Source organism: Myxococcales bacterium, assembly GCA_022563535.1.
Lineage (GTDB): Bacteria > Myxococcota_A > UBA9160 > UBA9160 > UBA4427 > DUBZ01.
In genome coordinates, this window is the sequence record JADFNE010000001.1 from 1 (window position 1) to 23,864 (window position 23,864).

Genomic DNA, 23,864 nt, shown 5'->3' on the forward strand with positions numbered 1-23,864 from the left:
GGACGGAGAAGCGCTGTTTCGCTGCGCAACCAAGATCACGAACCTCGGCTGTGCGCTTTATGATGAGATCAGTGGCTCCTATCTGTACATTTCCGAGCAGTACGCAGCGCCGCTTGGAATCTCCGCTGGTGCGTATCTCGATATCTATCCCGATTACGCGAGTGAACTCAGATACGTTCACGAAGACGACCGCGCACGCTACGACGCGTACTACACAGAATACGGAAGGCAGCCCGCCGACACCCAGATCGAGTATCGAATCCACACCGTGGATGGCGAATTCGTCCACCTTCGAGAGTACATGAAACCGATATTTGACGAGGCCGGAAATCTGACGCACACCATCGTCATCGAGCAGGACATCACGGAGCTGAAGATCGCGGAGGGCCAGCTCCGGCAAGCTCAGAAGATGGAAGCGGTGGGACAACTCTCTGCTGGTGTCGCGCACGATTTCAACAACCTACTTGCGGTCATTCTTGGAAATCTCGAACTCATCAGTGAACACTTCGGACATGACAGCGATTTGTCCGAATTGATCGATGGCGCCATCACCGCTGCGGAGCGTGGGGGAAACCTCACCAAGCGCTTGTTGGCGTTCTCGCGAAAACAGGAGCTGCGTTCGGAGCCGAGCGATGCAAATCGATTGATTCGAAACATGTTCGATTTGCTGCAGACCACGATGGGCGAATCAATAGAGGTGAAGATCATTGGCGCCCCGAGGCTCTGGATGAGCCAGATCGATCGGGCACTGCTCGAGAGCGCGGTGCTCAATCTCGCCATCAATGCGCGCGATGCGATGGAATCGGGTGGAAGATTCTTGATTGAAACGACGAACTTTCGAAGCAATGAGTCCAAAAAGAAGCCAATGGGGTTGAAGAGTGGACGGGATTACGTGCGGATTGCCGTCAGCGACACCGGGTCGGGTATGACTGCGGATGTTGCTGAGCACGCCTTCGAACCTTTGTTCACCACCAAGGCGGTCGGCAAGGGCAGTGGGCTTGGCTTGAGCATGATCTATGGATTCGTCACGCAATCTGGTGGGCATGTGGCGATCGAGAGCGTCGTGGGTCGCGGTACGACGATCCAGCTGTATCTACCCCGGGACACAACCACCAATGCTGAACCGAAAGCGGATGGACTTGCTGGGGATCCACCGCGGGCCCGCAGCTCATGAGAAACATCGCCGTTCCCGTAGTGTGCGAAAAGTCGGCCGACCAGAAACGCAAGTGATACCGGAGCCTTGCAGGCTGTCGTGATCGTTGTTCCCCGCCCACTTCCGGCACGCAGAGTGACGTAATCTCGGACCGATGAACACGCTGCAGCTTCGATTTTGGATGATGATCTTTGCCGGCTGGGTGAACCGGCAGCAACAAGATGTGATCGAATACCTGCAGGAAGAGAATCAAACACTGCGCGAGCAGTTGGGCGGAAAGCGATTGCGATTCACCGACCAGCAGCGCCGCCGACTCGCGGCGAAGGCCCAGTTGATCGGTCGAAGAGCGCTCGTCGATATCGGCACCTTGGTGACGCCAGACACGTTGCTTCGGTGGCATCGGAGGCTGATTGCGAAGAAGTACGATGGGAGCAAGAGACGAAGGCCGGGCCGTCCCAAGACCGCGGTCAAGATCGAAGAGCTGATCTTGCGGATGGCCCGGGAGAATCCTCGCTGGGGTTACACTCGGATCCGAGGAGCGCTCCACAACCTGGGGCACGAGATCGGTCGAAACACGATCAAACGAGTCCTTCTCGAAAACGGGTTCGACCCAATTCAGAGGAGAGGAATGTCGTGGGAGACATTCCTCAAAGCTCATTGGGGCGCGATCTCAGCGACCGATTTCTTCAGCGTCGAAGTGATAACGCGATCGGTGTCCGTCCTCAATATCGGTCCGTCCCGGAATCGTTGAGCTATTTTCCCGCCCGTTCAACCCATGCAGGCTACTCCTGCCATCCGTTCGGCCGGTAGATTGCCCCCGCGGCTCCTCTCAGATCACCCGGAAGTGAAGGCATCTAGTTGAAGGTCTGATGGCGCGACGCGGGAGTTATTCCCTTGAATTTCGATTGTAGAAGTCCACGTCGCGAATTCTGGGTATCTGTCCTTGTGTCCCTGATTTCGCTGGAGGGGAAAACCGTAGCGAAATCAAGATGTACCGATATTCAGGACACACAGGGTCTTTTCGTAGAAAACGCTGGACTTGGAACTCAAGGGGGAGCAGAATCGAATCTGGAGACGGCTGGATGTCGAATCTCCACGGCAATCAAGAAATGTTCTCCGGATGGGTCTAACTCATTCGTGGAGTTGCTGGGCAGCGTTGGATCAAACTCCGGCGAGAGGGGGTTTAGGTGCGAGTTCAACTCTATTTTCCTTTGGCCGCGATGCTCTTAGCCGCTTCCCCGGTTCTAGCAGGACCGGAGACGGGTCTGTTCTCCATCGAGATGTTTCCGATTGCTTCTTCTAGCTTTCCCTTGGTCTCCAATTCCGACTTGCTCGTGCCCGGAGCTGGACTAGGCGGTCCACCCGATGTTATGACACTCGCCGCAGAGCTTGGGCTCGCGGGGTTTCCAGTCGACGAGCTGAACGCATACTCGGCACCCGATCACCTAATCGACACGCTTCACATTGTGTTCTCGGTTGATACTACCTCGATCGGGATTGAAATAGTACCGGCCCCTACGCTCCCGTACGTGTTCACCGAGGCGGCTTTGGGTCAAGCGGCCGGAGACATTTTCGTCGGCCCCTTTTCTCTCGGCGATTGTCCTCTCGAGTGTGGCAACAATCTCGAGATTAATCAGGACTACTTGGGAGAGATCCCGCCAACCCCGTATGGAGAGCCTGCCCCGGACCCTCCCCCGCTCCCTCCCGGCACCGTGGATAACCTCGACGCCTACGACATCACGGGATCTCCAAGTGGGCTCTTCTCTCTGGCGCCAGGTCATCCTTATGCGGGTACGGATTTTGGTTGCGGGAGCGACATCTGGACTAGGGGGGCTGTGGGGGCCCCACCAACGGTGCAAGTCTTTGCCGCCATCCTTGGCCTGGAATGTGACGATGACGTCGACGCGTTGGCGATCGACATCACTACCGGTGACATCTACTTCTCGCTCGCACCTCCCTCTCCATCGCTGCTCGCTCCATTCTGTCCGACGTTTCCGATCATGCCCTGCTCCCCTGCCGACATCTTTATGGCGCTCGGGGCTCTTTATGCGCTCGCGCCTGTCGTTATCACAGTGACCCAAACCGCCGAAGGCCTGGGCCTAGCCCCTTTAGACAACATCGATGCCCTCTCGTTCTGGGGCGCGGAATGTCACACGGTCCCGTGCCGGTCTGGATCGTTTTACACTCGGGTTCCTTTGCTTTCTCCGCCAGGGCTCCTAGTTCTCGGGGCTATGTTGGCGACCGCTGGTGGGTGGACGATTCACCAGAGACGTGGCCGGCTTCGCGTTCGTAGGGGCTAGCCCAACTTCCGCAGTTCAAAATGAGATGAGGGCTGTTTCGAGTCATACGCAGCCCGGAACAGGGTGACGATGCCCCCATCCGAGGCTTGGTTGTCATATCGTCTGGTATCGGTGGTGCGGAAAACGCCGCTTGAATTTACTATCCGCTGCTCGGCCTCACCAGGCGGTCGTCTTCACTCTACACCCTGAACACGGGAATGTCCCGCTGCATGTTGATCTTCTCTGAGCGGCGGCTCGCGGTTTCAGTCTAGGCGACGCGCTGTGCTGCCTGTGCGTTCTCTTTAACCGCTACTACTCGAATTCACTCGTTTTTCTCGCTCTCCCCTTTCGGTTCAACCAGCCATGATACTCGTTGATTGAGGCAAGAATCAGACTCGAATTTCAACCGTAGATCCAGCAAGATCGCGATCCCCATGCAGGCCCTACTCCACTTCCTGGCACTCATTGTCCGTTGCGCTCCGGCCTTCGTCCGCAGCCATCGCGAGCAGCTGATTATCGAGTTGGCCCTCCGCCAGCAACTCGCGACATACAGCCAGAAGAAATCCAAGCCCAAGATAACGCCACTCGATCGCGTCTTCTGGGCAGCCCTCTTCCACTTCTGGCCTCGGTGGAAGCGAACTCTCGTCATAGTCAAGCCGGATACTGTCGTTCGTTGGCACCGGAAGGGATTCAAACTCTACTGGCAATGGATTTCGAAGCCGGGACCAGGGCGGCCGCCGCTGTCGGCAGAGGTCCAAGAGTTGATCAAACGCTTCGTACTCGACAATAGTTGGGGCGCTCGGAAGATTCATGCGGAACTCGGAAAGCTCGGCTTCACGGTCAGCCTTGCAACCGTTTCGAGATACATGCCAAAACGGCCCCATGACAAAGGGAAGCAGCAGCGCTGGATGACGTTTCTCCGCAATCACAGAGACGGCATGGCTGCGATGGACTTCTTCGTTGTGCCCACGATCACGTTCCGTCTTCTATACGTGTGGTTTATAATCGATCACGAACGGCGGCGGATCATCCACATCAATGTCACAACCAACCCGACGGCACAGTGGGTAGTTCAACAACTCCGCGTATCGTTCCCCGACGATTCAAGCCCGGACTATTTGATATTCGACAACGATACGATCTTCTCAGACCAAGTATCAAAGTCGATCGAATCGCTCGGTATCACTCCCAAGCGAACGGCATTCAGGAGTCCATGGCAAAACGGGACGGCGGAGCGATGGGTCGGATCCTGCAAACGAGAGGTCGTGGATCATGTCATCGTGCTCAATGAGGATCACCTGCGTCGTCTTCTCCGAGACTATGTCCGCTACTACAACACGGATCGGGTCCACACGAGCCTCCAAGATGCACCAGAGGGCCGAATACTAGAAGCGCGGCCATCATCGAGAGCGAAAGTTGTGGGACTACCTCGTGTTGGCGGTCTTCACCATCGATACGCTTGGCGGGAGGCGGCGTAGGATCTCACACCGGAGTCGATCTGGTACCGCGGATCAATTTTGAGGACAGACAGGGACGCCTCCGGACCAGAATAGCGCCCCGGAGGCTACTCGTTTTGGTGCAAAGACTTGTTCAGACAACACCGTTAAGTGGCTTTTTTCTTGCAAAAACGTTCCAACTAGTGTCTGATGGCGGGGCAGCCGGGTCCGATGGACTCCTAAAAGCGATCTCGTATATTGGAGGGCTACGCAATGCGCGCACGCTATATGATCACGCTCTTGATTTCGGCAACGCTCCTGCTAGGCCTGGCCTGGCTTGCCCCCCCGGCCTTGGAAGCTTCGGCAGCCAAACTTCAGGTCTGCCACATCCCGGCCGGGAACCCCCGCAACTCACACACGCTCACGATCAGCGAGAAGACTTTGGAGACCCACCTCGCCCACGGCGATCAAGTCGGAAATTGTTCTGCGAGTCCAGAGGTCGTCTCAGCAGCGTCCCCGGCAGGGGGAACCCTCGACACGCGATTCTACGATTTCTTCACCACCCGGCCCGGCGAGTATTTTGATAGACGGGCAGCGGTGTATGGCGAGACGCCGATTGGCGCCAATTGCTTCACCGCTTCTGGGCTGGCCAATGGCATCTGTTCCATAGTTGATGCGACTATCCCCGACGTCGCGAGCGCTCCGTTTACGATCTGGTCGTACAAGAACGAATCCCCGGGCCGCAAACAGATCTTCACTCCGTTTAAGTTCGAGATAGAGGGAGTCGACATTCTCGGGTACGACCTTACCGATCCCGTCTTTTTGCCCGTGCTCAACAGCAGTGAGCCCGCTGGGACGTACCTCAATTTCACCTGGACGGCGAAGTTCCTCGATACCGCGACTTTGGCGGAGATAGAAGCGGTGCCCTATCCCAATTGCACAAACCCCGGTCTTGGAGACGGCTACTACCAGTGGTCGGTAATTGAGCTCGAGATGGATCTACAGCAATCGCGCCGCATATTCGGGGTCGTCGCTGCGGATGCTGCTGCCGCCCAAATCTGGTGGGATACTAATACGGATCCCCGCTGTGGGGGACCTGCCCCCAGCTCGGGCCCGGTTGAGGATGCTATGTGGGATTGGTTCCTCGAAACGGGTGGCGGCCAGCAGGCGAGCAAATCCGGCACCTACGACATCATGAACGCGTATGGGTGGTTCCTCGACCAGGTCTTTCTCGATATAAGGGCCACGGTCGACCCCATCACTGGCATCACCTCCGTGACGATCCAACACGAGGCGTGGGGTACCAGCAATCTGCTCAACCGGTTCTTCTACTGGGGGAACGCCCACTACCAGGATCACTACCTGGATTCTAGCCAGGCTCTGGGTTGGCAAGGGTGGGAGCCATCCGCGTGGTACGATGACATGGTCTGGCAGGGGACACTCAATGCGAGCGATATCGACTTCACCTTCACGGGCGTAATGATGTACGACTTTGAGCTATTCGCGCTACCCGGGCCCGATGGGAACTTGGACCAGGTCGACGATATCCCGATCTGGGCATGGCGTCCTCACCTGCACGACGCGGGATACTACTATGGCCACACGGAATCGGAACTGGATCGCTACATCGGATTGACGGAGATAGAAGCCGGGCCCGGAAGCCCGACTTATGGCCAGGTTCGATCGAACGTGTTCGTTCCGACGACCTGGGACCTGTTTGACGGGGAAACCTTGAGTTTTGAGTTTCCCACGGGAAATGTGCCTTTCTACGATCCGAATCTCACGCCGATAGGCTCGTCGGGAAGGTCGAACGACCACGTAGTCATCAGTGCACCCCTCTCGCTGCATCGAACGCATCCAGCTGGGTATGGCGACTGGGATCCCGTTCTCAAGACCTGGACGATCGTCGGCCCGACTGTAACGGGCGGTTCGGTTGGAATCCCCGGGGACTACCCCAGCGAGCCGTGGGGCGCGATCTACTTCACAGCGGTACCGGAGCCCGGAACCACGATCGGGTTGGCAGCGGGCAGCGCTCTGCTCGCGATGATGTACCGGCGCCGCTCGCGACGCTCGGGCAGCGTATAAGCGAAGCGCAGAAGTAAAGAGACAAAAAAACGTACAAAAAGACGTACAAATAGGCGTATAGTAGGAAAAAGAGAACTCGTGAGGTCGGCGGGAATATGAGCTGGTGGTTGTTGATTCCGTACGCCCTTGTATTGGGGTTGGTACTCGTAACAAATCCTGGGCAGGGGCTTGCCAAGGCCGGGCCCTCGCACGCGAAGCTGTCGCGCGCCATCGACATCAATCCGGATCCCGACGTCTTCGAGACGATCATCGTCGCTACTGAGGAAACAGTAGATCTGGGCGATGGTTTGCTCGCGAACGTCTACACCTACAACGGGACCGTTCCCGGCCCCGAATTTCACTTCAAGGTCGGCGATCGGGTGATCGTTCACTTCACAAATTTCCTGCCCGAACCGTCGAGCATCCACTGGCACGGTGTGGAGCTCAACAACGCGAGTGATGGGACTCCCGTCACGCAAAATCCCGTCAAATTTGGAGAGACGTACACCTATCGGTTCGTAGTCCCGCACCCTGGGGTTTACTGGTATCACCCGCACTTCAAACCCACGAATCCAGAGTTCAAGGGACAGTACGGTTCGTTCATTGTCGAGGATCCCGCCGAGCCAGCGTTGAGAGCAGCCGGTGTGATTCCGAATCGGGGACACACGCGAACCCTGGTTCTTTCCGATACAACCGTGTGCAAGGCCCCGGGAGAGAACGATACGGAGACTTTCCCCACGGACGACCCGGACCTGCCGTGGTCCGGGGGGGACGAGTTTCCCGGCCAGACGCTTTCTCCGACCCCAGACAAGCTCTGCGAGAACCCGCGAGACAATGTCGGCAACCCGCTCGGGACCGGACCGCTTGCAGCGGGCGACATCCCGAACGTCCAGGCGGCCGACGACTGCCGTTTCCAAAAAGATTGCGCGACCAACGAGGGCCAGCTCGTGCTCGTCAATGGGAAGGTGCCCGGCGCGCGCGAGGGTTCGCCTCAGGATCCCGGTGAGCTCATGAGTGGGGCATCGGTCCTCAACGTCAAGGCCGGGTCGGGCCTCCGCTTGCAAATCATTGGTGCGACAGTGACGCGCTACTTCCGGCTCCTGATGACGGATCAGTACGGTGATCCCGTTCCGTTGTATCGAATTGGAGGGGAGGGCGGCCTGCTCGATCGCGTAAGAGTCGAGGGCGGAACCCAGCAGCTACTCGACACCAAATACGACAGTGGTGAGATCTTGCTCGCGCCCTCCGATCGCGCGGATGTCGTGCTCGTGGTGCCCGACGGGCGGCCGGGGGATATCGTGACGCTCTGGACACGCGACTACCCCCGCACCGGGCGAGGGTTTGCGAATATTCCGACGGTGCCCGTGCTGCATCTTCGAATCGTCGGAAGCGCGAATAAAAGTCAGCGCTACGCGATTTCCGATGGGGATCCGTTGCGCGTACACCCACGCGTCGACGACCCGACCGAGGACTTGCGCGGACTTCCGATTACCGATCACCTGCTCGACCCCGCTCTACTTCCGGTTCCGTTGCCGGGGTCACCCGACGAGACCATCCGACTCAGAGTGTTCCCGGCCGACGATCGATGGCGTCGTAGGTCACTTCCGCCCCGAGGAGGCCGGCTACGAGTCGATTCCCCATATTGCGACCAGTCGCTTTGCGAGGATCGGGGATATCCTCGAACTCGAAGTCACGAACGAGACCCGCGCCCACCACCCCTTCCATTTGCACGGCTTTTCCTTTCAGCCAATTCGTGTACTGGACCCGTCGCGCGAGCCCGTCCTCACTTTCGACTACTCCGAGCAGATCGATACCTTCAATATCCCCAGTTTCCACAGCCTGGTGTTTCGTGTGCGACTCGACGACCGGCCGCGAATGGATTGGACGAGCCCGGGCGGCGCCCTTGGGCGCTGGATGTTCCACTGCCACATCACCTTCCACGCCACGCTCGGAATGATCTCGGAACTCGTCGTCCTCGAGCCGGATGAATCCGTCGAGGATTGAGAAAAACACAAATTCGCAGTTTCATCTTCCTACCCTCTGATAGGATTCTGCGATGAGCGAAACTCGAGAGGTTCACGGCTGTTGCCCGCTCGATTGTCAGGACACTTGTGCCTGGGTGGCCCAGGTCGAGGACGGCCGAGTGGTTCGGGTTTCGGGAGCCAAGGATCATCCCTATACCCGTGGCGTTCTGTGCGCGAAAGTGCGCGACTTCGAGCAGCGAACCTACGCGCCGGATCGGCTGCTACATCCACTCAAGCGGGTAGGGCCCAAGGGCAGCGGCGCCTTCGAAGCAATCAGTTGGGATGAAGCTCTCGACATCATTGCCGATCGGTTTTCGAAGATCATCGCGGCCGATGGGGCGGAGGCCCTGTTTCCCTTTCAGTATTTAGGCTCCATGGGTGTGGTGCAGCGGCAGTCGTTGATGCGCCTGTTTCACGCCCTGGGAGCCAGCCAACTCGGCGGCAGTGTTTGTGGTGCCTCCGGCGAAGCGTTGGCAGAAGAAGGACATCCCACCGGCTTCGACCCCGAAGATATGGCACACAGCGATTTCATCGTGCTCTGGGGAGCCAATATTCTCTCGACCAGTCACCACCAGTGGCACTTCATCGAAGCAGCGCGACGTCACGGCGCACGGGTGGTTTCCATCGATCCGAGGCTCACGCAAACGGGCAAGCGCTGCGATCAACACATTGCGATCAAACCCGGCACCGACGCGGTGTTGGCGGCAGGGTTGGCCCGGATCATTTTGGATGAGAAGCTTGGCAACCTCGATGCAGCCCGAAGCTTTGTCACCGATTGCGACGACTTCCTCAGGCAGATCGAACCGTGGACTTCGCACGAGGTGTCGCGGGTCTGTGGCATTGAAGAAAATGTCATCCTCGAACTTGCCCGGGAAATTGCAGGCGCCCGACCGGCACTGATTCGGGTTGGCGTCGGCCCGCAGCAGACCGTAAACGGCGATGCGTTGGTGCGCGGACTGTCGGCCTTGTCACTTCTGGGAGGTCACTGGCAGCACCCCGGCGGCGGGCTTTTCATCTTCGCAGAACCTGAATTCGACGACTACCGGGCGAGCTGTCCGGAACTCATTCCAGGCGAACCGCGCTCACTCGACATGGCCACCCTCGGTCGGATCTTGACCGACCGCACGCTTTCGCCACCGGTCAACGGCCTGATGATCTGGACCGCGAACCCCGCGGTCAGCCAAGTCGACGCGACGGAGGTGCGGCGAGGACTGGCGCGAGAGGATCTGTTCACCGTCGTGCTGGAACACTTCCTCACCGATACCGCGCGCTACGCGGACATCGTGCTGCCCTCGACGACACAGCTCGAACACTTCGACATTCAAGGCGCCTGGGGACACCACTACATCTCGCTCAACTTCCCGGCGATCACTCCGCTGGGAGAATCCAAAACTCATGGCGAAGTCATGCGGGAATTGGCGAAGCGGATGGGATTGGAGATTCCGGCGCTGCAGCAAACTGACGAAGAGATTGCCGCTTCGGCACTGCCGCCCCACGTATCGTTGGCCGACCTGAAAAAACATGGCTGGCAGAAGGCCTCACCACCCCGTTGGCAGCCGGAAGATCTCTCAGACGGCCTGCGGATTGCGGGTGATGATATTGTCGTGCCGAGTCCACCGCGCACAGCGTCGCTACAGCTGCTGACGCCGAAGGCCCACTATTTTCTGAATTCGACTTTCGCAAACATGCCGCGGCAACGGAAGAATCAGGGCGCTCCCTCGCTGGACATGCATCCCGACGATGCCGGGGAACGTGGGCTTGTGGATGGCCATCCCGTCGCCATCACCTGCGACCGGGCTGAAATCAAAGCCGTCTTGCGGTTGACCGATTCGATTCTGCCCGGGGTTGTCGTGCTCGAAGGCAAGTGGTGGGATCAGCCGGAGGAAACATCAGCGGTTTCGAATCTGCTTTCGAAAGCTGCATGGTCGCGTGCGGGCCAGCCCGCCTACAACGATATCTTCGTGCAGGTGAAGCCATCCGTAAGATGAGCCGGCGCTCTTGCCCCTTAAGCTTTTACCATCCGGTCCACTCTGACCGCCAGCGGTAGCAATAGGAAGAGCGAAACGAGCGTCGCGCCCACGATCGCGACCAGGAAGACAGACGCGTCCCGACCCTCGAGCACCCGTCCAGCGATAGTCGGACCTACGGCATAGCCGAAGTTCATCGCGCCACCCGCCAACACGGCCAGACGACCGTGTCGGTCCAGCGCAGCGACGAGACCAATCTGATAGGGCGTTACGAAGTAGAAGCCGAGCCCCCACAAGAGACCGCCGAAAAATACCCACTCTGTGGTCGAACTGGCGATGAAGATCCAACGCCCCGCCACGCTGAGCAACGACCCGACGATGATCGGCCCGACCCGCCCCATCCGCGTTCCAAGCCACGCGGCAAATGCCCCTCCAGCGAGACCCATCAGCACGGTGACACCGAGTATCGCGCCGATCACTTCCTCGGGTACGCCGGCCTGGACCGGGATGTAGAAGCCGAAGTTCCACAGCGCCATCTCGGCAACCGAGTAGATGAACATTCCGAACAGGGCCATGATTGAGGCCGGACCATAAAGGCTCGGTGTGGTATCCGCGCCTTCATGGCTCGGCTCGCCTTCGCTGGCGGTGCTCCTATCCTCCGGTAAATCGGGCTGCGGCGGGACCCACACCATGAAGGGCAAGCCCGCACAACACAGCACGAGCAGGATGCCGAAACCCATCGGGTAGTTCCCGCCCGTGACCACGTAGGGCAATCCGTACGCGAGGGCGGCCGTGATGCCGCCGCCCATTGTCCAGATGAGGGCGAAGATCCTTTCGGCGTCGTTGCGAGCCGCCACGGCGGCGTTTGCTCCGGAGATCGCGAGTCCGGAGCCAGTCCCCGTAATCACGCGCCCGATCAGCATCGCGCCATAGCTCACACTCATCACCGAGATGAGCAAGCCGATGATGGCAAGAATGGCTCCGCCCATCGCGAGCTTTCGGTGGGAAACGCGAGTCACAAACGGTGTCACCACCGTTGATGCAATGGCGAGCATCGTCAGCTCAACGGTGCCGAGATCACCCGCCTGCTGTGTACCCAGTCCAGAGTCGATCAGGGCCTGGACGATGATCGGTGCGCCGGCAGAGCCGAGGTATCCCACACCGGAGGCCGCAAACGTGGCGACAACGAACTGCCATTCCGCTCGTACTCTGGACAGTGCGCTATCGAGATCGAAGCGCTTCCTGGATGACATCTACAAACACCCTCTTGGTCGGGAACCGCTCGCTGCGAGTCTCAATTTCGGTCTTTATGCATCTGGCTGTGAACAGGAGTCCGGAAGCCCCGAGATGGGGACGGACCAGACGCCCTTCCGACATCTCCACCCGATATCGGTGGAGATGTCGAAGGTGTCGTTATACCGCAGGGCACGCCCTCGTGAATCAGCCGGTCTTGGCAGAAATTGCTGCTGCCTTGTTCACGAGGTTCTCCGCCTGCCGAACCGAGGCGAGATCGATCATCTTGCCGTTCAGCGAAACAGCGCCGCGTCCCTCGCGCTGGGCGGCCTCCATGGCGTCGAGGATTGCCTGGGCCTGCTGGATCTCCTTGGCGTTCGGGCTGAAGATCCTGTGCACAGCTTCCAACTGTGACGGGTGGATCGCCCACTTTCCCTCGCAGCCGAGTGCGGCGGAGCGCAGGGCCTGGGCTTCGAAGCCCGGGAGATCCGAGATGTCACCGAACGGTCCGTCCACTGGTCGCAGACCGTTGGCGCGTGCCGCCACAACGATGCGGGAGATTGCGTAGTGCCACATATCACCCCAGTGAACGTTGCGCTCGCCTTTCTCGTCGGCGTCCGTGAGCACGTGGTAGTTGGCGTTGGCGCCACCGATGTTCACCGTTCGCGCCTGGGTGGAAGCCGTGTAGTCGGCCACACCGAAGTGAAGCGACTCGATGCGCGGACTGGCTGCGGCAATTTCGTGCAGGTTCTGCATGCCGAGCGCGGTCTCGATAATCAGTTCGAAGCCGATGGGCTTCGTGTAATGCTTGGCGGCCTCGATGCCACTGACCAGTGCGTCGATCGCGTAGACGTCGCCCGCGGTACCGACCTTGGGGATCATGATCAGGTCCAGTTTGTCTCCGGCCTGCTCGACGACGTCGACCACGTCCCGGTACATGTACTCGGTGTCCAGGCCGTTGATCCGTACAGAGACGGATTTGCCGGTCCAGTCGAGATCTTGCAGCGCCTCGATGACCTGCTTGCGGGCTCGTTCTTTGTCGTCCGGTGCGACGGCGTCCTCGAGGTCGAGAAACACCACGTCCGCTTCGCCCTTTGCGGCTTTTTCCATGAAGTGTGCATTGCTGCCGGGCACCGCCTGCTCGGAACGGTTGATTCGTGACGTACGTGGATGAATCGTTCTCAGACTCATGGTTGTGAAACCTCTCTAAAAGTTGAACGCTCTCGCGTGGGCACTTCGCGTGCCCTGTCTTCGTTGTAATCGATATCCCGATTTTTCTTGGTTTTTCATCATACCCAGAGTCTCTGAATTGAAGCAAGTCGCTTGAAAAATAAGTGTTAAGTGCGTTTTCCACTAAACACTGCGAACGCAGTGAGTAGACCCGGAGGGATATAGTGGTCAGAACGACTCGATTTTTGCTGGAATTGTTCGCAATGCAAATCCGAGTAGCAGCCATGTCGCCTGGGAGGAGTGCTGCAAATTCAACCAGTTAATCGGCTATAGAGCACAACCCCTGCTGGCAACGCGGCGCCGGGCATAAACACTTGTTTACCGCGATCAGATGTCAAAATTTAGCCCAGCAATTACGCAATTCTGCAACAACAGTGGCCTGGGACACCCACAGCCCTTTTGTGCACTCAACAACAATTTGCATTTTTTCACGATTGCTCGGATTCTCGGTCAACTTCACCGTGTTCGTTCCCGAGCTGGCGTTTAGATTTGGCGTTAACTGGATTGCTTAACACCGTCGTCGAAAACCTGTTGTCGTGACGATGGTTGTGACGATGGTTGACGACCTGAACGATTGGGCGCTGCTGCGCATGACGCAGCGCGCCCAAACGTAGTTCAGCTCAACACCTTGTTCAGTGCATCCAGCAAGCGCGCGACGTTTTCGCGTCGAGCGTTTTCGCCCATCAAACCGATGCGCCAGATCTTGCCGGCGAGCGCGCCCAGTCCACCGCCGACTTCGATCTGGTAGTCGTTCAGCAGAGTTTTGCGCACCGCAGCCTCACCCATTTCCTTTACTGACGAAGGCAAGAGAAGCGAAGACAGCATCGGCAAACGATGTGCCTTGTCTACCAATGATTCGAACCCGAGTTCAGCGAGGCCCGTGAGGAGTGCTTCGGCCGCATCGTAGTGTCGCGCAGTTCGCGCTTGCAGACCCTCTTCCTCGATCAATCGGAGGCCTTCATCGAGTCCAAAGATGGCCGAGATGGGAGCCGTGTGGTGGTAAACGCGCTCACCGCCGAAGTAGCCCGCGAGCAGATTGATATCGAGGTACCAGCTGGTCGATGGCGTCTTCCTGGTTTTGGCGCACTCCACTGCGCGCGGTGAGAAAGTCGCCGGCGAAAGGCCGGGAGGACACGAAAGGCATTTCTGCGTTCCGCTATAGGCGGCGTCGACGCCCCAGTCGTCCAATTGAAGTGGTAGTCCCGAGAGCGAGGTCACGCAGTCCAGGATCACGTAGGCATCGACGCTTCGGGCCGCCTTGGCAATCGCTTCGACGGGCTGGAGAACGCCGGTCGAAGTTTCAGCGTGCACGAAGGCAACGATCTTTGGGCGAACCCGTTCGATCGCTTCAATCATCGCGTCGTCGGTCAGAATTTCGCCCCATTCCGCCTCGACTCGGGTGACGTTGCCACCGAGTCGGCTGGCGACATCGCTCATCCGGTTGCCGAAGACTCCGTTGACGCCGATGACGACATCGTCCCCCGGCTCGATCAGGTTGCCGAAGCAGGCTTCCATGCCTCCACTACCGGTGGTCGACAAGGGGAGCGTCATCGCATTCTCGGTGCCGAAAAGCACGCGAAGGCGCGACTGCACCCGGTCGAGGATCTCGAGAAACTTCGGATCGAGGTGGCCGATCATCGGTTGGCCCATGGCCGAAAGAACCGATGGAGCGACATTGGAAGGGCCCGGGCCCAACAACAAATTTGCAATAGGGGGTGTGTTCGTCATGGCGGGATGAATAGCGCACCGCCCACCACAAACTCCGAGGCCCGGTCGAGAAAACTCAATCGACGAGCGATTTGTTGTTAAATCGCCAACGTAGGTCCCCTCCCGCGGCATCACGCCACTTAACAGGCAGCCTGAATCTGCGTTTGGAACGCGCGTCTTCTGCCGGGCAGATTCCTAGGAGGTTCGAAAGCGGTGTCGCAACATTGCTGCGAACGCGGTGCCTGCTTGCCGTCTGGACCTTTGCATTAGAGCCACTTGAAGCGGCGCAAGATTGCAATCTCGACAAGGGTCAGCAGCAGCATTCCCGCGCAGAGCAGGGGGAACGCGAATGGGCTGTCTCCACCCGGGATGCCATTCACGTTGGCGCCGAGCACCCCGGCGAGCAGGCTCGGGGGCAGCAAAACGCCGGTGATGATCGAGACCCGGTACATCGCGACGCCCGCCGATTCGGACTGCAGGCTCGCAAGTTCGTCCTGGGCGATCGCCGCATGCTCGAGTACCCAGTCGAGATCTTCGATCGTGTGGTTGATCTGTTCGACGAGTTCGCGCAGGCGTTCTTCTTGTTGTGGCGTCTTCCAGCTGAGGGGCTCGACTCGGAGCCGGGTGAGGGCATCGCGCTGAGGCGCGAGGTAGCGCCGCAACCGGATCGTGCGGCGTCGAATCGAGGACAGCGTCTCGCGGATTTCAGGCAGACGCTTGGTGTCCAGTTCGAGTTCCAGGTCCTCGACTTCGTCTTCGAGATGATCGACGACGGGATCCATGCGCTCGATCATGGTATTGGCGAGTTCGAGCAACAGGTCACCCGCGCAGGTGGGTCCATGCCCGCGCGCCAGCAGGTCCCGAACGTTCGAGACTTCGCGCAGCTTTCGGTGTCGCAGGTCGATGACGCGTTTTTCTTCGACCCACAGGCGCAACGAGACCATGTCCTCTAGTTCTGCATCGGAGTTCAGGTTTACGCCGCGCAGTACGGACATCACGCCGTTGTTTGTGATCAGGGTGCGGGGTCGCACCTCGTCTTCGAGCAGCGCGTCGCAGACGAGCGCTGGAATCTGGGACGCCTCGCGCAGCCAATGCCGGCCCGCCTCGGAGGCGCGGTCGACATGGACCCAGAGCGGGCCGTCGCTGGGCTTCCATTGCTCAATCTCTTTGCGACTGAGTTCGCGGCAACCGCCCAGCCCATCCAGCAGATAGCCGGTAATGAATTCTTCGAACTGTGCTTCATGGGTCATGGCTCCCCCGCAATACCGACTGGAAGTGCCGTGCGGTCTTCGAGGACCGCGCGCTGTTCAATTATGCAGGCCAGGGCCCGGTGTTGTCGACGTTTTTCTTCCCAGGCTGCTGTGGGCGAAGTGGGGCTCCGTCAGATTAGAGCGGAATTCAGACTGGGCTCCCCGGTTCCCGCTCACCCCCGCGTCGCGATGACTCCGTCGAAGGCGTTTCCTTCGCGGAAGCCTTCGACCTCGGGGAAGTCTGAACCCGGCCCCGCCTCATTTATTCTCTTTAGCCTGACGCCCGCTTTTGCCGCCGCCCGGTTCACCAGGCCGCGCAAGTCTTCTCGTGCGCCGTGGTCGTTTCGACAGACGAGCAGGGTTCCCTTTGGAGTCAGGTGACTCAGGCACTGCTCGACAAGTTGAGCCTGGCCTTTGCGGACCGACCAAAACTGTTTTCCGGCCGCCGCCGCGGTTGGAGGGTCGAGGATGATGCCATCGTAGCGATCCCGGGAAGACCACTTTTCGACAAAGCGTTGAACGTCCAGCTTGATCGATTGGTGGCGGCTCGAGTCGATGTTGTTGAGATCGAGGTTTCGCTCGAGGGTTTTCAGATAGGGCCGGGAGAGGTCGACGCTCGTGACTTCATCGGCACCTGCAGCGAGAGCGGCGATGCTGAAGGCGCCGGTATGGCAGAAGAGATTCAACCAGCGACCGCCGGTTGCTGTGCGAATGCGTTTGGTGATGCGATCCCGATTGGCCCGTTGGTCGATATAGAGACCGAAGCCGGGTCGAGAGCGAAATGGATCGGCCAGCCCAGTGTCGACTTCGAACAACAGGCCGCGCTCCTCGACAGAGAAGGGTCGAGGGCACGGTTCCCCGCGATAAGCCTCGACCGAGAGGAATTGCCCCTTTGGCCGATCGGCGAAATGTCGAACCATCACGACAGGCGGGTCGCCGCCCAGGGTCTCGATGAGTGCGTCGATGGCTTCGCGTTCGAATGCTTCGGTTCCGCGCCACATGGACAGCACGCGCAGTTCGCCCCCGACCCGGTCGATCATCAAACCGGGCAATCCGTCGGCTTCGCCGTGAACCAGGCGAAAAACTGTGGTGGCTTGCTCGCTCGAAATTCCTTGAATGAGTTTCGAGCGCCGCTCGAGGGCGAGCTTGATCCTGGATGTAATAGATGAAGCAGCTGCGGTGTTGGGCCGGCTTTTGCCCACTCGCGACCAGACGCGTGCGGCGATTCGTCCAGGGCCTTCAATTCGACACTCACCGATGTCTTTTCCGCGGACGCTGCGCGCGCGAACCAGGCTGCCCGGACGCAAGCCGCCGACATCGGAGGTCTCGGTATCGGTCAGAATCCAGGGATGGCCGCGTTCGAGCGCGACTGCGGTGGCGTGGGAAACTGTGATCTCAACGGGTTCGGATGAAACCGAATACACGGGTTCGGTAACCCGGAAGCCGGGCGGTTCGGGCGCGATCGCATGAATGCCTTCGCGCTCGATCGAGATGCTGCGGCTGTAGAGACGCAGTCCTCCTTCGACCATCACGCCCCCGTAAAGTGAATCTCCGAGAATCGAACAGCGCGCCCCGCAAAGGTGCCGTCGCAGTTGATGGGTCCGACCGGTGATCAGGGTGAGGGATACTGCGCATGTTTCGTTCTTGTCGTTGCCTTCATCCTCACTGTCAGCAGCGTCATCAGAGAGAACACGAAAGATCGTCTCGGCTGGCTTGCCGTCGATCCCCGCTCGGAAGCGACCCTCTCGCCAGGGCAGGGACGGAGTGACGGCCCGGTATTCCTTCTGCACGTCGGTCGAAGCAAACGACTCGGAGAGTCGAGCGGCGGCGGCTTTTGAAAGTGCGATCAGCCATGCGCCACCCACGTCGGCGTCGAGGCGATGTACTGGCCAGATTTCATCGACCGCGCATGCGAGTGCTGCGGCCACCAGCGTTCGGGCGTCGGGCCCTCCTGGTGTTGCTTCGTGGCTGGGCCATCCGCTGGGCTTGTCGACGACGCAGAAATCTTCACCGCGCTGCAGGATCGCGATTTTGTCGGCCGCGAGCGCCTGTTGGCCTTCGCGCGCAACGACTCGGCACAGGGTGCCGGGAGGGACGCGAGTTTTCGAGTCGCGCACGATGTCGTTGCCGAGCCGGACTTCGCCCGCTGCAAAGGCTGCATCGCGCTGTCGAGGTGTCGCCTGGGGCCAGGCGCGCGCCACCAATTCAGCGACGCTCAGCTCCCGGCCGGGTGCTCGAAACTCCAGATTCCACATTCCTCGAACCCTGCCACATCTGTGAGCGCTCTCCCATCCTCGAGTCCACGATTGCTGTGCTGGCACCTTGACAATCTCGGGCCTGCGTGCGTGAATCTCTGCATGAAGCAAAGCGTTCTTGTAATGTGGTTCCTTCTCCTGGTGGGCATGCTCTTCGGCGGCGACCGAATCGCCAACATAGCGAGCTACGCCTTCGCAGGCCTCGTGCTCGTTCATGTCGTCGAGTTCTTCGTCAAGAAGAGCGTATTGGAAAAAGCCGGTGGATCGATGGGCCAGCACTTCCTGCAGACGTTGATCTACGGCCTGTTCCACTGGAAACCACTGGAAGATCAACAAGCCGGCTCAGCCTCGGAAGGCTCCTAGTCGTTCCCGGACGCTCTTGGATGCCCTGTCCCGATACCTGCCCGGATACCCATAGAAGCCGCCTGGGAGAACGCCCAGGTGTGGCGCTTACGTGTCTCGCGCTAGCACTCTTGGCAGGCGTAGTGTTGGCATGTGATGCCCCGACTCAGTATTCAAAGTCCGAGTCGGAGTCCGAGCCAAAGCCAAAGCCAAATATTCTGCTCTATGTAGTAGACACGCTGCGTGCCGATGGGCTGGGCGTCTACGGCAATACGTCGGCGAACACGCCCCGGTTCGACGCACTCGCTGCGCAGGGCGTGATGTTCGAGAACGTATTTGCGAATGCCTCGTGGACGCGATCGTCGATGGCCTCCATGCTGACGGGCCTGTTGCCATGGCATCACCGCACGGAGGGGCGCGCTCATCGCTTGCCTGGGGACCTCGCAACCCTCCCGGGCCTGTTGAAGCCCCACGGCTACCGCTGCGCCCTGGTCAGCGCCAATCCCAATGTCGGAAACGTCTTTGGGTTCGAACGCGACTTCGAATCGACCCGGGAACTCTATCGCCGCAGGTCCGAGGGCAGGGTAGGTGGCAAAGAACTCGTCACCCCATCCGATGTTGTTACCCGCGAGGCGCTGGTCGCGTTGGGAGAACTCTCGCCCCCCTTCTGTCTGGTGGTCCTCGCGATCGATCCCCACAGCCCCTACACCCCGCCCGAGCGCTTTTTGCCGGACGTACTCGATACGAGTGCGCGCGATTTTGCCAAGCAGAAGGACTTTCACAAGGGGCAGCTGGACACCGATCAACAGGCCATCGTCAGACATGTCTATCAGGCCGAAATCGCATTCAACGATGAATCCTATGGAGCCCTGATCGACTTTATTCAAAGCCGCGGCTGGCTCGACGATACGATCGTCGCCGTCACTTCGGATCACGGTGAAGAGTTCTGGGAATACGATCGACGGGGTCACGGCAAATCACTCAGCGAAGAGGTGCTCCGCGTTCCCTTGTTGCTCCACTACCCTCGTGATGAGCGTGCGACGGGAGGACGGCGAATCGCAGCGCCGAGCCAGTTGATCGATGTCCTTCCTACGCTTCTCGATCTCGCGAATATCGACATCCCAGAACAGATCGATGGGCGATCACTCCTTTCCCCCGATCAACCCGAGTCGCGGGTGCTCCTGTCGAGCTTGCAGCTTGACGGATACGATTTGCGCGCGGCCCGCCGTCACCCGTGGAAACTGGTCTGGGATCGCAAGCAAGATCGACGCGATCTCTATGACCTTCGGCGAGCAGATCCCGAGCGCATTGCGATTGCGGCCGACGCCAGTCCAGAAGCAGCAAGCGCGCACAAGGAACTCATCTACCGACTCGCCCAGAGTTTTGCGGAGCCCACCGGCAGCGCCGAATCAGTGGGCGAACTGCCGAGTGACGTCGAGGCGTCGCTGCGCGCGCTGGGTTACATCGTGGACCCCGAAGTTTCCGATTGAGGACGGTCACCTGCTGGACCTTTGGTGAGGGTAGAAGTGGAGGAGGAGCGCACCACGTCGTTGATGACGAAGAGGGGGCGACCCTTGGCCTCGAGGAACAGGCGTCCCAGGTACTCGCCGATCAGCCCGAGGAAGAACATCTGCGCGCCGCTCAGGAAGAGGACGATCGCGAGCAGGCTCGCCGAGCCCCGGACCACGCCGTAGACGAAATAGAACCAGGTGACGTAACCGAGCAGGGCTACCGCGGCGAAGGCGACGGCGATGCCAGCATAGGCGGCCAGCCGAAGGGGTCTGATCGAGAAGCTGGTGATTCCATCAATTGCGAATCGGATCATCTTCGAGATTGAATACTTTGTCGTGTCGGTGACTCGTTGAGGACGTTCGTAGTGGACCGGGACCTGGTTGAAACCGATCCAGCTGACCATGCCTCGAATGAAACGATGCTGCTCGGGCATTTCGCGCAGGACGTCTAGCGCCCGGCGGCTCATCAACCTGAAGTCGCCGGTGTCTTCGGGGATCTCGACATCGGTCAAGCGATTGACCAATCGGTAGAACAAGCTGGCAGTCAAGCGTTTGAACCAACCCTCGCCCTCTCGCTGTGTGCGCTTGCCGTAGACCACGTCGGCGCCCTTGTCCATCAAACTGAACATCTCTGGGAGGAGTTCGGGCGGATCCTGAAGATCAGCGTCCAGGATCAGAATGCGATCACCCCGACACATGGATAGCCCGGCGGTCAGTGCGAGCTGATGTCCATGATTGCGCGAGAGATCTACCCCCACGACTGCGGGATCAGTTTCGCAAAGCTGCTTGATGACGCTCCAGGTATTGTCCTTCGAGCCATCGTTCACCAGGATGATTTCAAAACTCTCGCCAGCGACTTTTCTGCAAGCCGCAGAGAGGCGCTGGTAGAGATTCGCCAGGCCTGCTGCCTCGTCGTAACAGGGGACGACGGCAGAGATGCGGAGTGCATCTCCGATTGGGGCGCGATGGCTTTGCTCACTCACGCGTTATGGATCTCGCTCATCGATTGTCTCGTCTGGTCGTAGCGAAGCGAGATCCTACCTCGCTTCGGCCGGAGAGCATACCTCAGGAAAATTGCTCATCCGATTATCGTGCAGCGCTGCAAGCGCTTCTCAGGTCAAGTCGAAGCTTGTCATCGTTCGCATGAATTCTGATTCGGGAAATGCCTGCCACGCAATGGCTTTGTGCGTTCTGAACGAAATCATGACCTGATCCGGGAATTGGTCCACGACCTCAACTTTGTACTTGTGCAGAAACTTCTTCCCCAGTTTCTCGACCAACTCGGGATCCGCCTCTGTGTTGGCTTCGCCCTTCAAGATCACGACCATATCTCCGCTCTCGAGATGGATCGTCGCCTCTCCCGTACGGGCGATATGTTTCGCTTTGAGCGAGGAAGTCGTGGTGCAGAAATAGAGTACGTCGTCGATGAACAAGCCCCAGACCGGCGTCGGGTGTGGCGGCCCGGTTTTTGGCGACGTCAACACCCAATAGTTTCGAGCCGAGTACATCTGCTCCCGCACCCAGTTCCATTCGAGCAGCGTGCCCTTGCCCCCGTCGGGCGCCCAGTTGTCGAATGAATCGCCCACTTGGGGACGAAAACCCTTTGGATCAGCCATGAAGATGAAGCTCCCGTGGATCACTCATTTTGCGGCGCCCTTGACCGGCTCGACGGAGAGATAGCAGCGCTCGAGCGGGATCGCCTCGACAAAGCCGCATCCGGCGCTTCGGAGAATTCGATCACAGGCCGGGCCACCGCGCGTGTTACGGCGGTCCGTGTATGGTGGGGTTAGCGGTCGTCGAGCAGGTTTCCGACCGCTCTGTCGTTCTCGTCCTCGTGCTCCGTGGCCTTTCGCATATCCGCTTCGAGGCGCTCGCGCTCTTCATCGGAAAGGGCCAGGATCGCCAGCGTATCGACGCTGCTCCACAAGGGAAGGGAGGAGAAGGCCAGGGCGGCCAGGGATCCACCTCGCAAAAGAAAGGCGAGCCAACCCAGCGAGGCGGCGAGCATGGTGCCCTCCGCCGCCGACACTGCGGCCTGTCGCTCAGTGGTCGCCTCCTCGGCTGAGTTCGTCATCTCTGTTCGAATCTGATCGAGAGCCCGCGCCATGCGTTCGCTCCCGACGAACGTGCGTTGATCGCTCGTGAGTTTGATCTCGCTTCGATGGCTGCCGTTCCGTTCGGCCTCGAGTTCCGGGTCTGCGAGGACGCTGGCGACTCTGACCGTACTGCGATCGTTCTCGAGGGAGTCGGTGCGCAACGTTGCAATGTTCGACCGCGCGGCGGAGTTCTCGAATGGCCCCAGCGGCACTGCGACGGCAAGCGCCTCCTCCTCGGGCTCCGGATCTGATTCAGTGCTGGGCTCCGGGTCCTGTTCGGTAGTTTCGCCGGGGTCAGGATTTTCCTCTGGCTCCGTTTCGGGCTCGGGCTCGGGCTCCGGCGGCAACACTATTACCACCGGTGCATTGAGACTGAAGGTTTGTGCGGTGATGGTGTTGGTCACGCCGTCGTCGACATCGAAGCCGAAGGTATCCGAGGTGGTGTTGCTGCCGTCGTGGATGTAGACCACCCGGTTGTTGTCGAGGTCGTCCTGGGTGAAGGAGCTGATGGCCACGTTGGCCGCGGTGGTGAGTTCGAGCTGCCCGTTGCTGGGTCCGCTCGTCAGGGTAAAGGTGATGCTCGTGTTTGGAACTTCGGTATCGGTGAAGGCCAATTCGGTGTTGGCCAGGGTAATGCTGCCCCCCTGCACCAAGCTGCTGCCGGTGTTGACGACCAGGGTCGGGGCATCGTCGTCCACCGGCGTGATGGTAAGCGTCACGGTCGCGGAGGGCGAAGTCTGGCCGCTCGCATCGTCGATCGTGTACGTGAAGCTGTCGGAAGTCGTGTTGCTGCCGTCGTGGGTGTAGTCCACCGTGCCGTCGAGGTTCACGACGAGGCTTCCGTTGGTGGGCCCGGAAACGATCACGATGCTGGTGAGATCGAGGCCGTCATCGGCATCGGAATCGTTGACAGCAAGATCGACCGCAACGGTGCCGCCTTCGAGCACTCCGGCTGCATCGGCCACCGCAACCGGCAGGTCGTTCAGCGGGTTCACGGTGATCGTAACGGCGGCTACATTGCTGGTGTTGCCTGTGATGTCATCAATCGTATAAGAGAAGCTGTCGCCCACGGTCTCGGAGCCGTCGTGGGTGTAGTCGACGGTGCCGTCGCCATTGACCACGATCGAACCGTTGCCGGCAGGCGAGGTGATGACGATGGAAGTCAGATCGAGCGCGTTGTCGGGATCCGTATCGTTGGCCGCCAGGTCGATCGTGATCGTGGTGCCTTCAAGCGCCGTGTCGGCATCGGCAATGGCCGTGGGTGCGTCGTTCACGTTGGTAAAGGTGATGGTGGCAGCGAGTGGGCCGTCGACGAGT

Annotated in this window: 16 protein-coding genes; 8 read left to right on the forward strand and 8 right to left on the reverse strand. The window is 59.5% G+C overall.

All coding sequences use genetic code 11. From position 1 onward, the window contains the following. From IH881_00005 to IH881_00030, 6 genes are all read left to right on the forward strand, one after another. On the forward strand, nt 1–1,174 hold a 1,174-nt coding region (locus tag IH881_00005), incomplete at its 5' end, for a PAS domain-containing protein (GenBank protein MCH7866047.1). A gap of 160 nt (nt 1,175–1,334) precedes the next feature. Continuing rightward, complete coding sequence (locus IH881_00010; protein MCH7866048.1) at nt 1,335–1,904, forward strand: helix-turn-helix domain-containing protein; 570 nt, start codon at nt 1,335–1,337, stop codon at nt 1,902–1,904. A gap of 1,962 nt (nt 1,905–3,866) precedes the next feature. Next, nucleotides 3,867–4,910, forward strand: coding sequence for a DDE-type integrase/transposase/recombinase (locus tag IH881_00015; GenBank protein ID MCH7866049.1), 1,044 nt, complete (start codon nt 3,867–3,869; stop codon nt 4,908–4,910). 231 nt (nt 4,911–5,141) lie between these two features. Beyond that, a complete protein-coding gene (locus tag IH881_00020) occupies nt 5,142–6,953 on the forward strand; it encodes a PEP-CTERM sorting domain-containing protein (protein MCH7866050.1) in 1,812 nt (603 codons plus the stop codon). A 95-nt stretch (nt 6,954–7,048) separates the two neighbouring features. Then, nucleotides 7,049–8,920 (forward strand): multicopper oxidase domain-containing protein, encoded by a 1,872-nt coding sequence (locus IH881_00025; GenBank protein MCH7866051.1) that lies wholly within the window; start codon nt 7,049–7,051, stop codon nt 8,918–8,920. Between the two features lie 68 nt (nt 8,921–8,988). Next, entirely contained in the window at nt 8,989–10,944 is a 1,956-nt protein-coding gene (locus IH881_00030) for a molybdopterin-dependent oxidoreductase (protein MCH7866052.1), read from the forward strand. 17 nt (nt 10,945–10,961) lie between these two features. Here the strand turns inward: IH881_00030 and IH881_00035 are convergent, their stop codons facing one another. The 5 genes from IH881_00035 to IH881_00055 form a co-directional block, all read right to left on the reverse strand. Then, complete coding sequence (locus IH881_00035; protein ID MCH7866053.1) at nt 10,962–12,176, reverse strand: MFS transporter; 1,215 nt, start codon at nt 12,174–12,176, stop codon at nt 10,962–10,964. Between the two features lie 187 nt (nt 12,177–12,363). Further along, nucleotides 12,364–13,347 carry a CoA ester lyase gene (locus IH881_00040; protein ID MCH7866054.1) on the reverse strand — a complete coding sequence of 328 codons (984 nt, stop codon included), beginning with the start codon at nt 13,345–13,347 and terminating at the stop codon, nt 12,364–12,366. A 654-nt stretch (nt 13,348–14,001) separates the two neighbouring features. Then, on the reverse strand, nt 14,002–15,114 hold the full coding sequence (locus tag IH881_00045) for an alanine--glyoxylate aminotransferase family protein (protein MCH7866055.1): 1,113 nt from the start codon (nt 15,112–15,114) through the stop codon (nt 14,002–14,004). Nucleotides 15,115–15,359: 245 nt separating this feature from the next. Further along, a complete protein-coding gene (locus IH881_00050) occupies nt 15,360–16,343 on the reverse strand; it encodes a zinc transporter ZntB (GenBank protein ID MCH7866056.1) in 984 nt (327 codons plus the stop codon). 173 nt (nt 16,344–16,516) lie between these two features. Continuing rightward, on the reverse strand, nt 16,517–18,598 hold the full coding sequence (locus tag IH881_00055) for a class I SAM-dependent methyltransferase (GenBank protein MCH7866057.1): 2,082 nt from the start codon (nt 18,596–18,598) through the stop codon (nt 16,517–16,519). A 123-nt stretch (nt 18,599–18,721) separates the two neighbouring features. Between IH881_00055 and IH881_00060 the strand changes: the two genes are divergently transcribed. Together IH881_00060 and IH881_00065 are read left to right on the forward strand one after the other, a co-directional pair. Next, nucleotides 18,722–18,961, forward strand: a complete 240-nt coding sequence (locus IH881_00060; protein MCH7866058.1) for a hypothetical protein — start codon at nt 18,722–18,724, stop codon at nt 18,959–18,961. Nucleotides 18,962–19,041: 80 nt separating this feature from the next. Continuing rightward, nucleotides 19,042–20,430, forward strand: coding sequence for a sulfatase (locus IH881_00065; GenBank protein ID MCH7866059.1), 1,389 nt, complete (start codon nt 19,042–19,044; stop codon nt 20,428–20,430). Here the strand turns inward: IH881_00065 and IH881_00070 are convergent. From IH881_00070 to IH881_00080, 3 genes are all read right to left on the reverse strand, one after another. Next, nucleotides 20,400–21,407, reverse strand: coding sequence for a glycosyltransferase family 2 protein (locus tag IH881_00070; protein ID MCH7866060.1), 1,008 nt, complete (start codon nt 21,405–21,407; stop codon nt 20,400–20,402). The two genes, IH881_00065 and IH881_00070, sit on opposite strands and share 31 nt — an antisense overlap. 156 nt (nt 21,408–21,563) lie before the next feature. Beyond that, entirely contained in the window at nt 21,564–22,067 is a 504-nt protein-coding gene (locus IH881_00075; protein MCH7866061.1) for a pyridoxamine 5'-phosphate oxidase family protein, read from the reverse strand. Between the two features lie 170 nt (nt 22,068–22,237). After that, nucleotides 22,238–23,864 (reverse strand): tandem-95 repeat protein (locus IH881_00080; GenBank protein MCH7866062.1); only part of this gene is annotated, 1,627 nt, incomplete at its 5' end.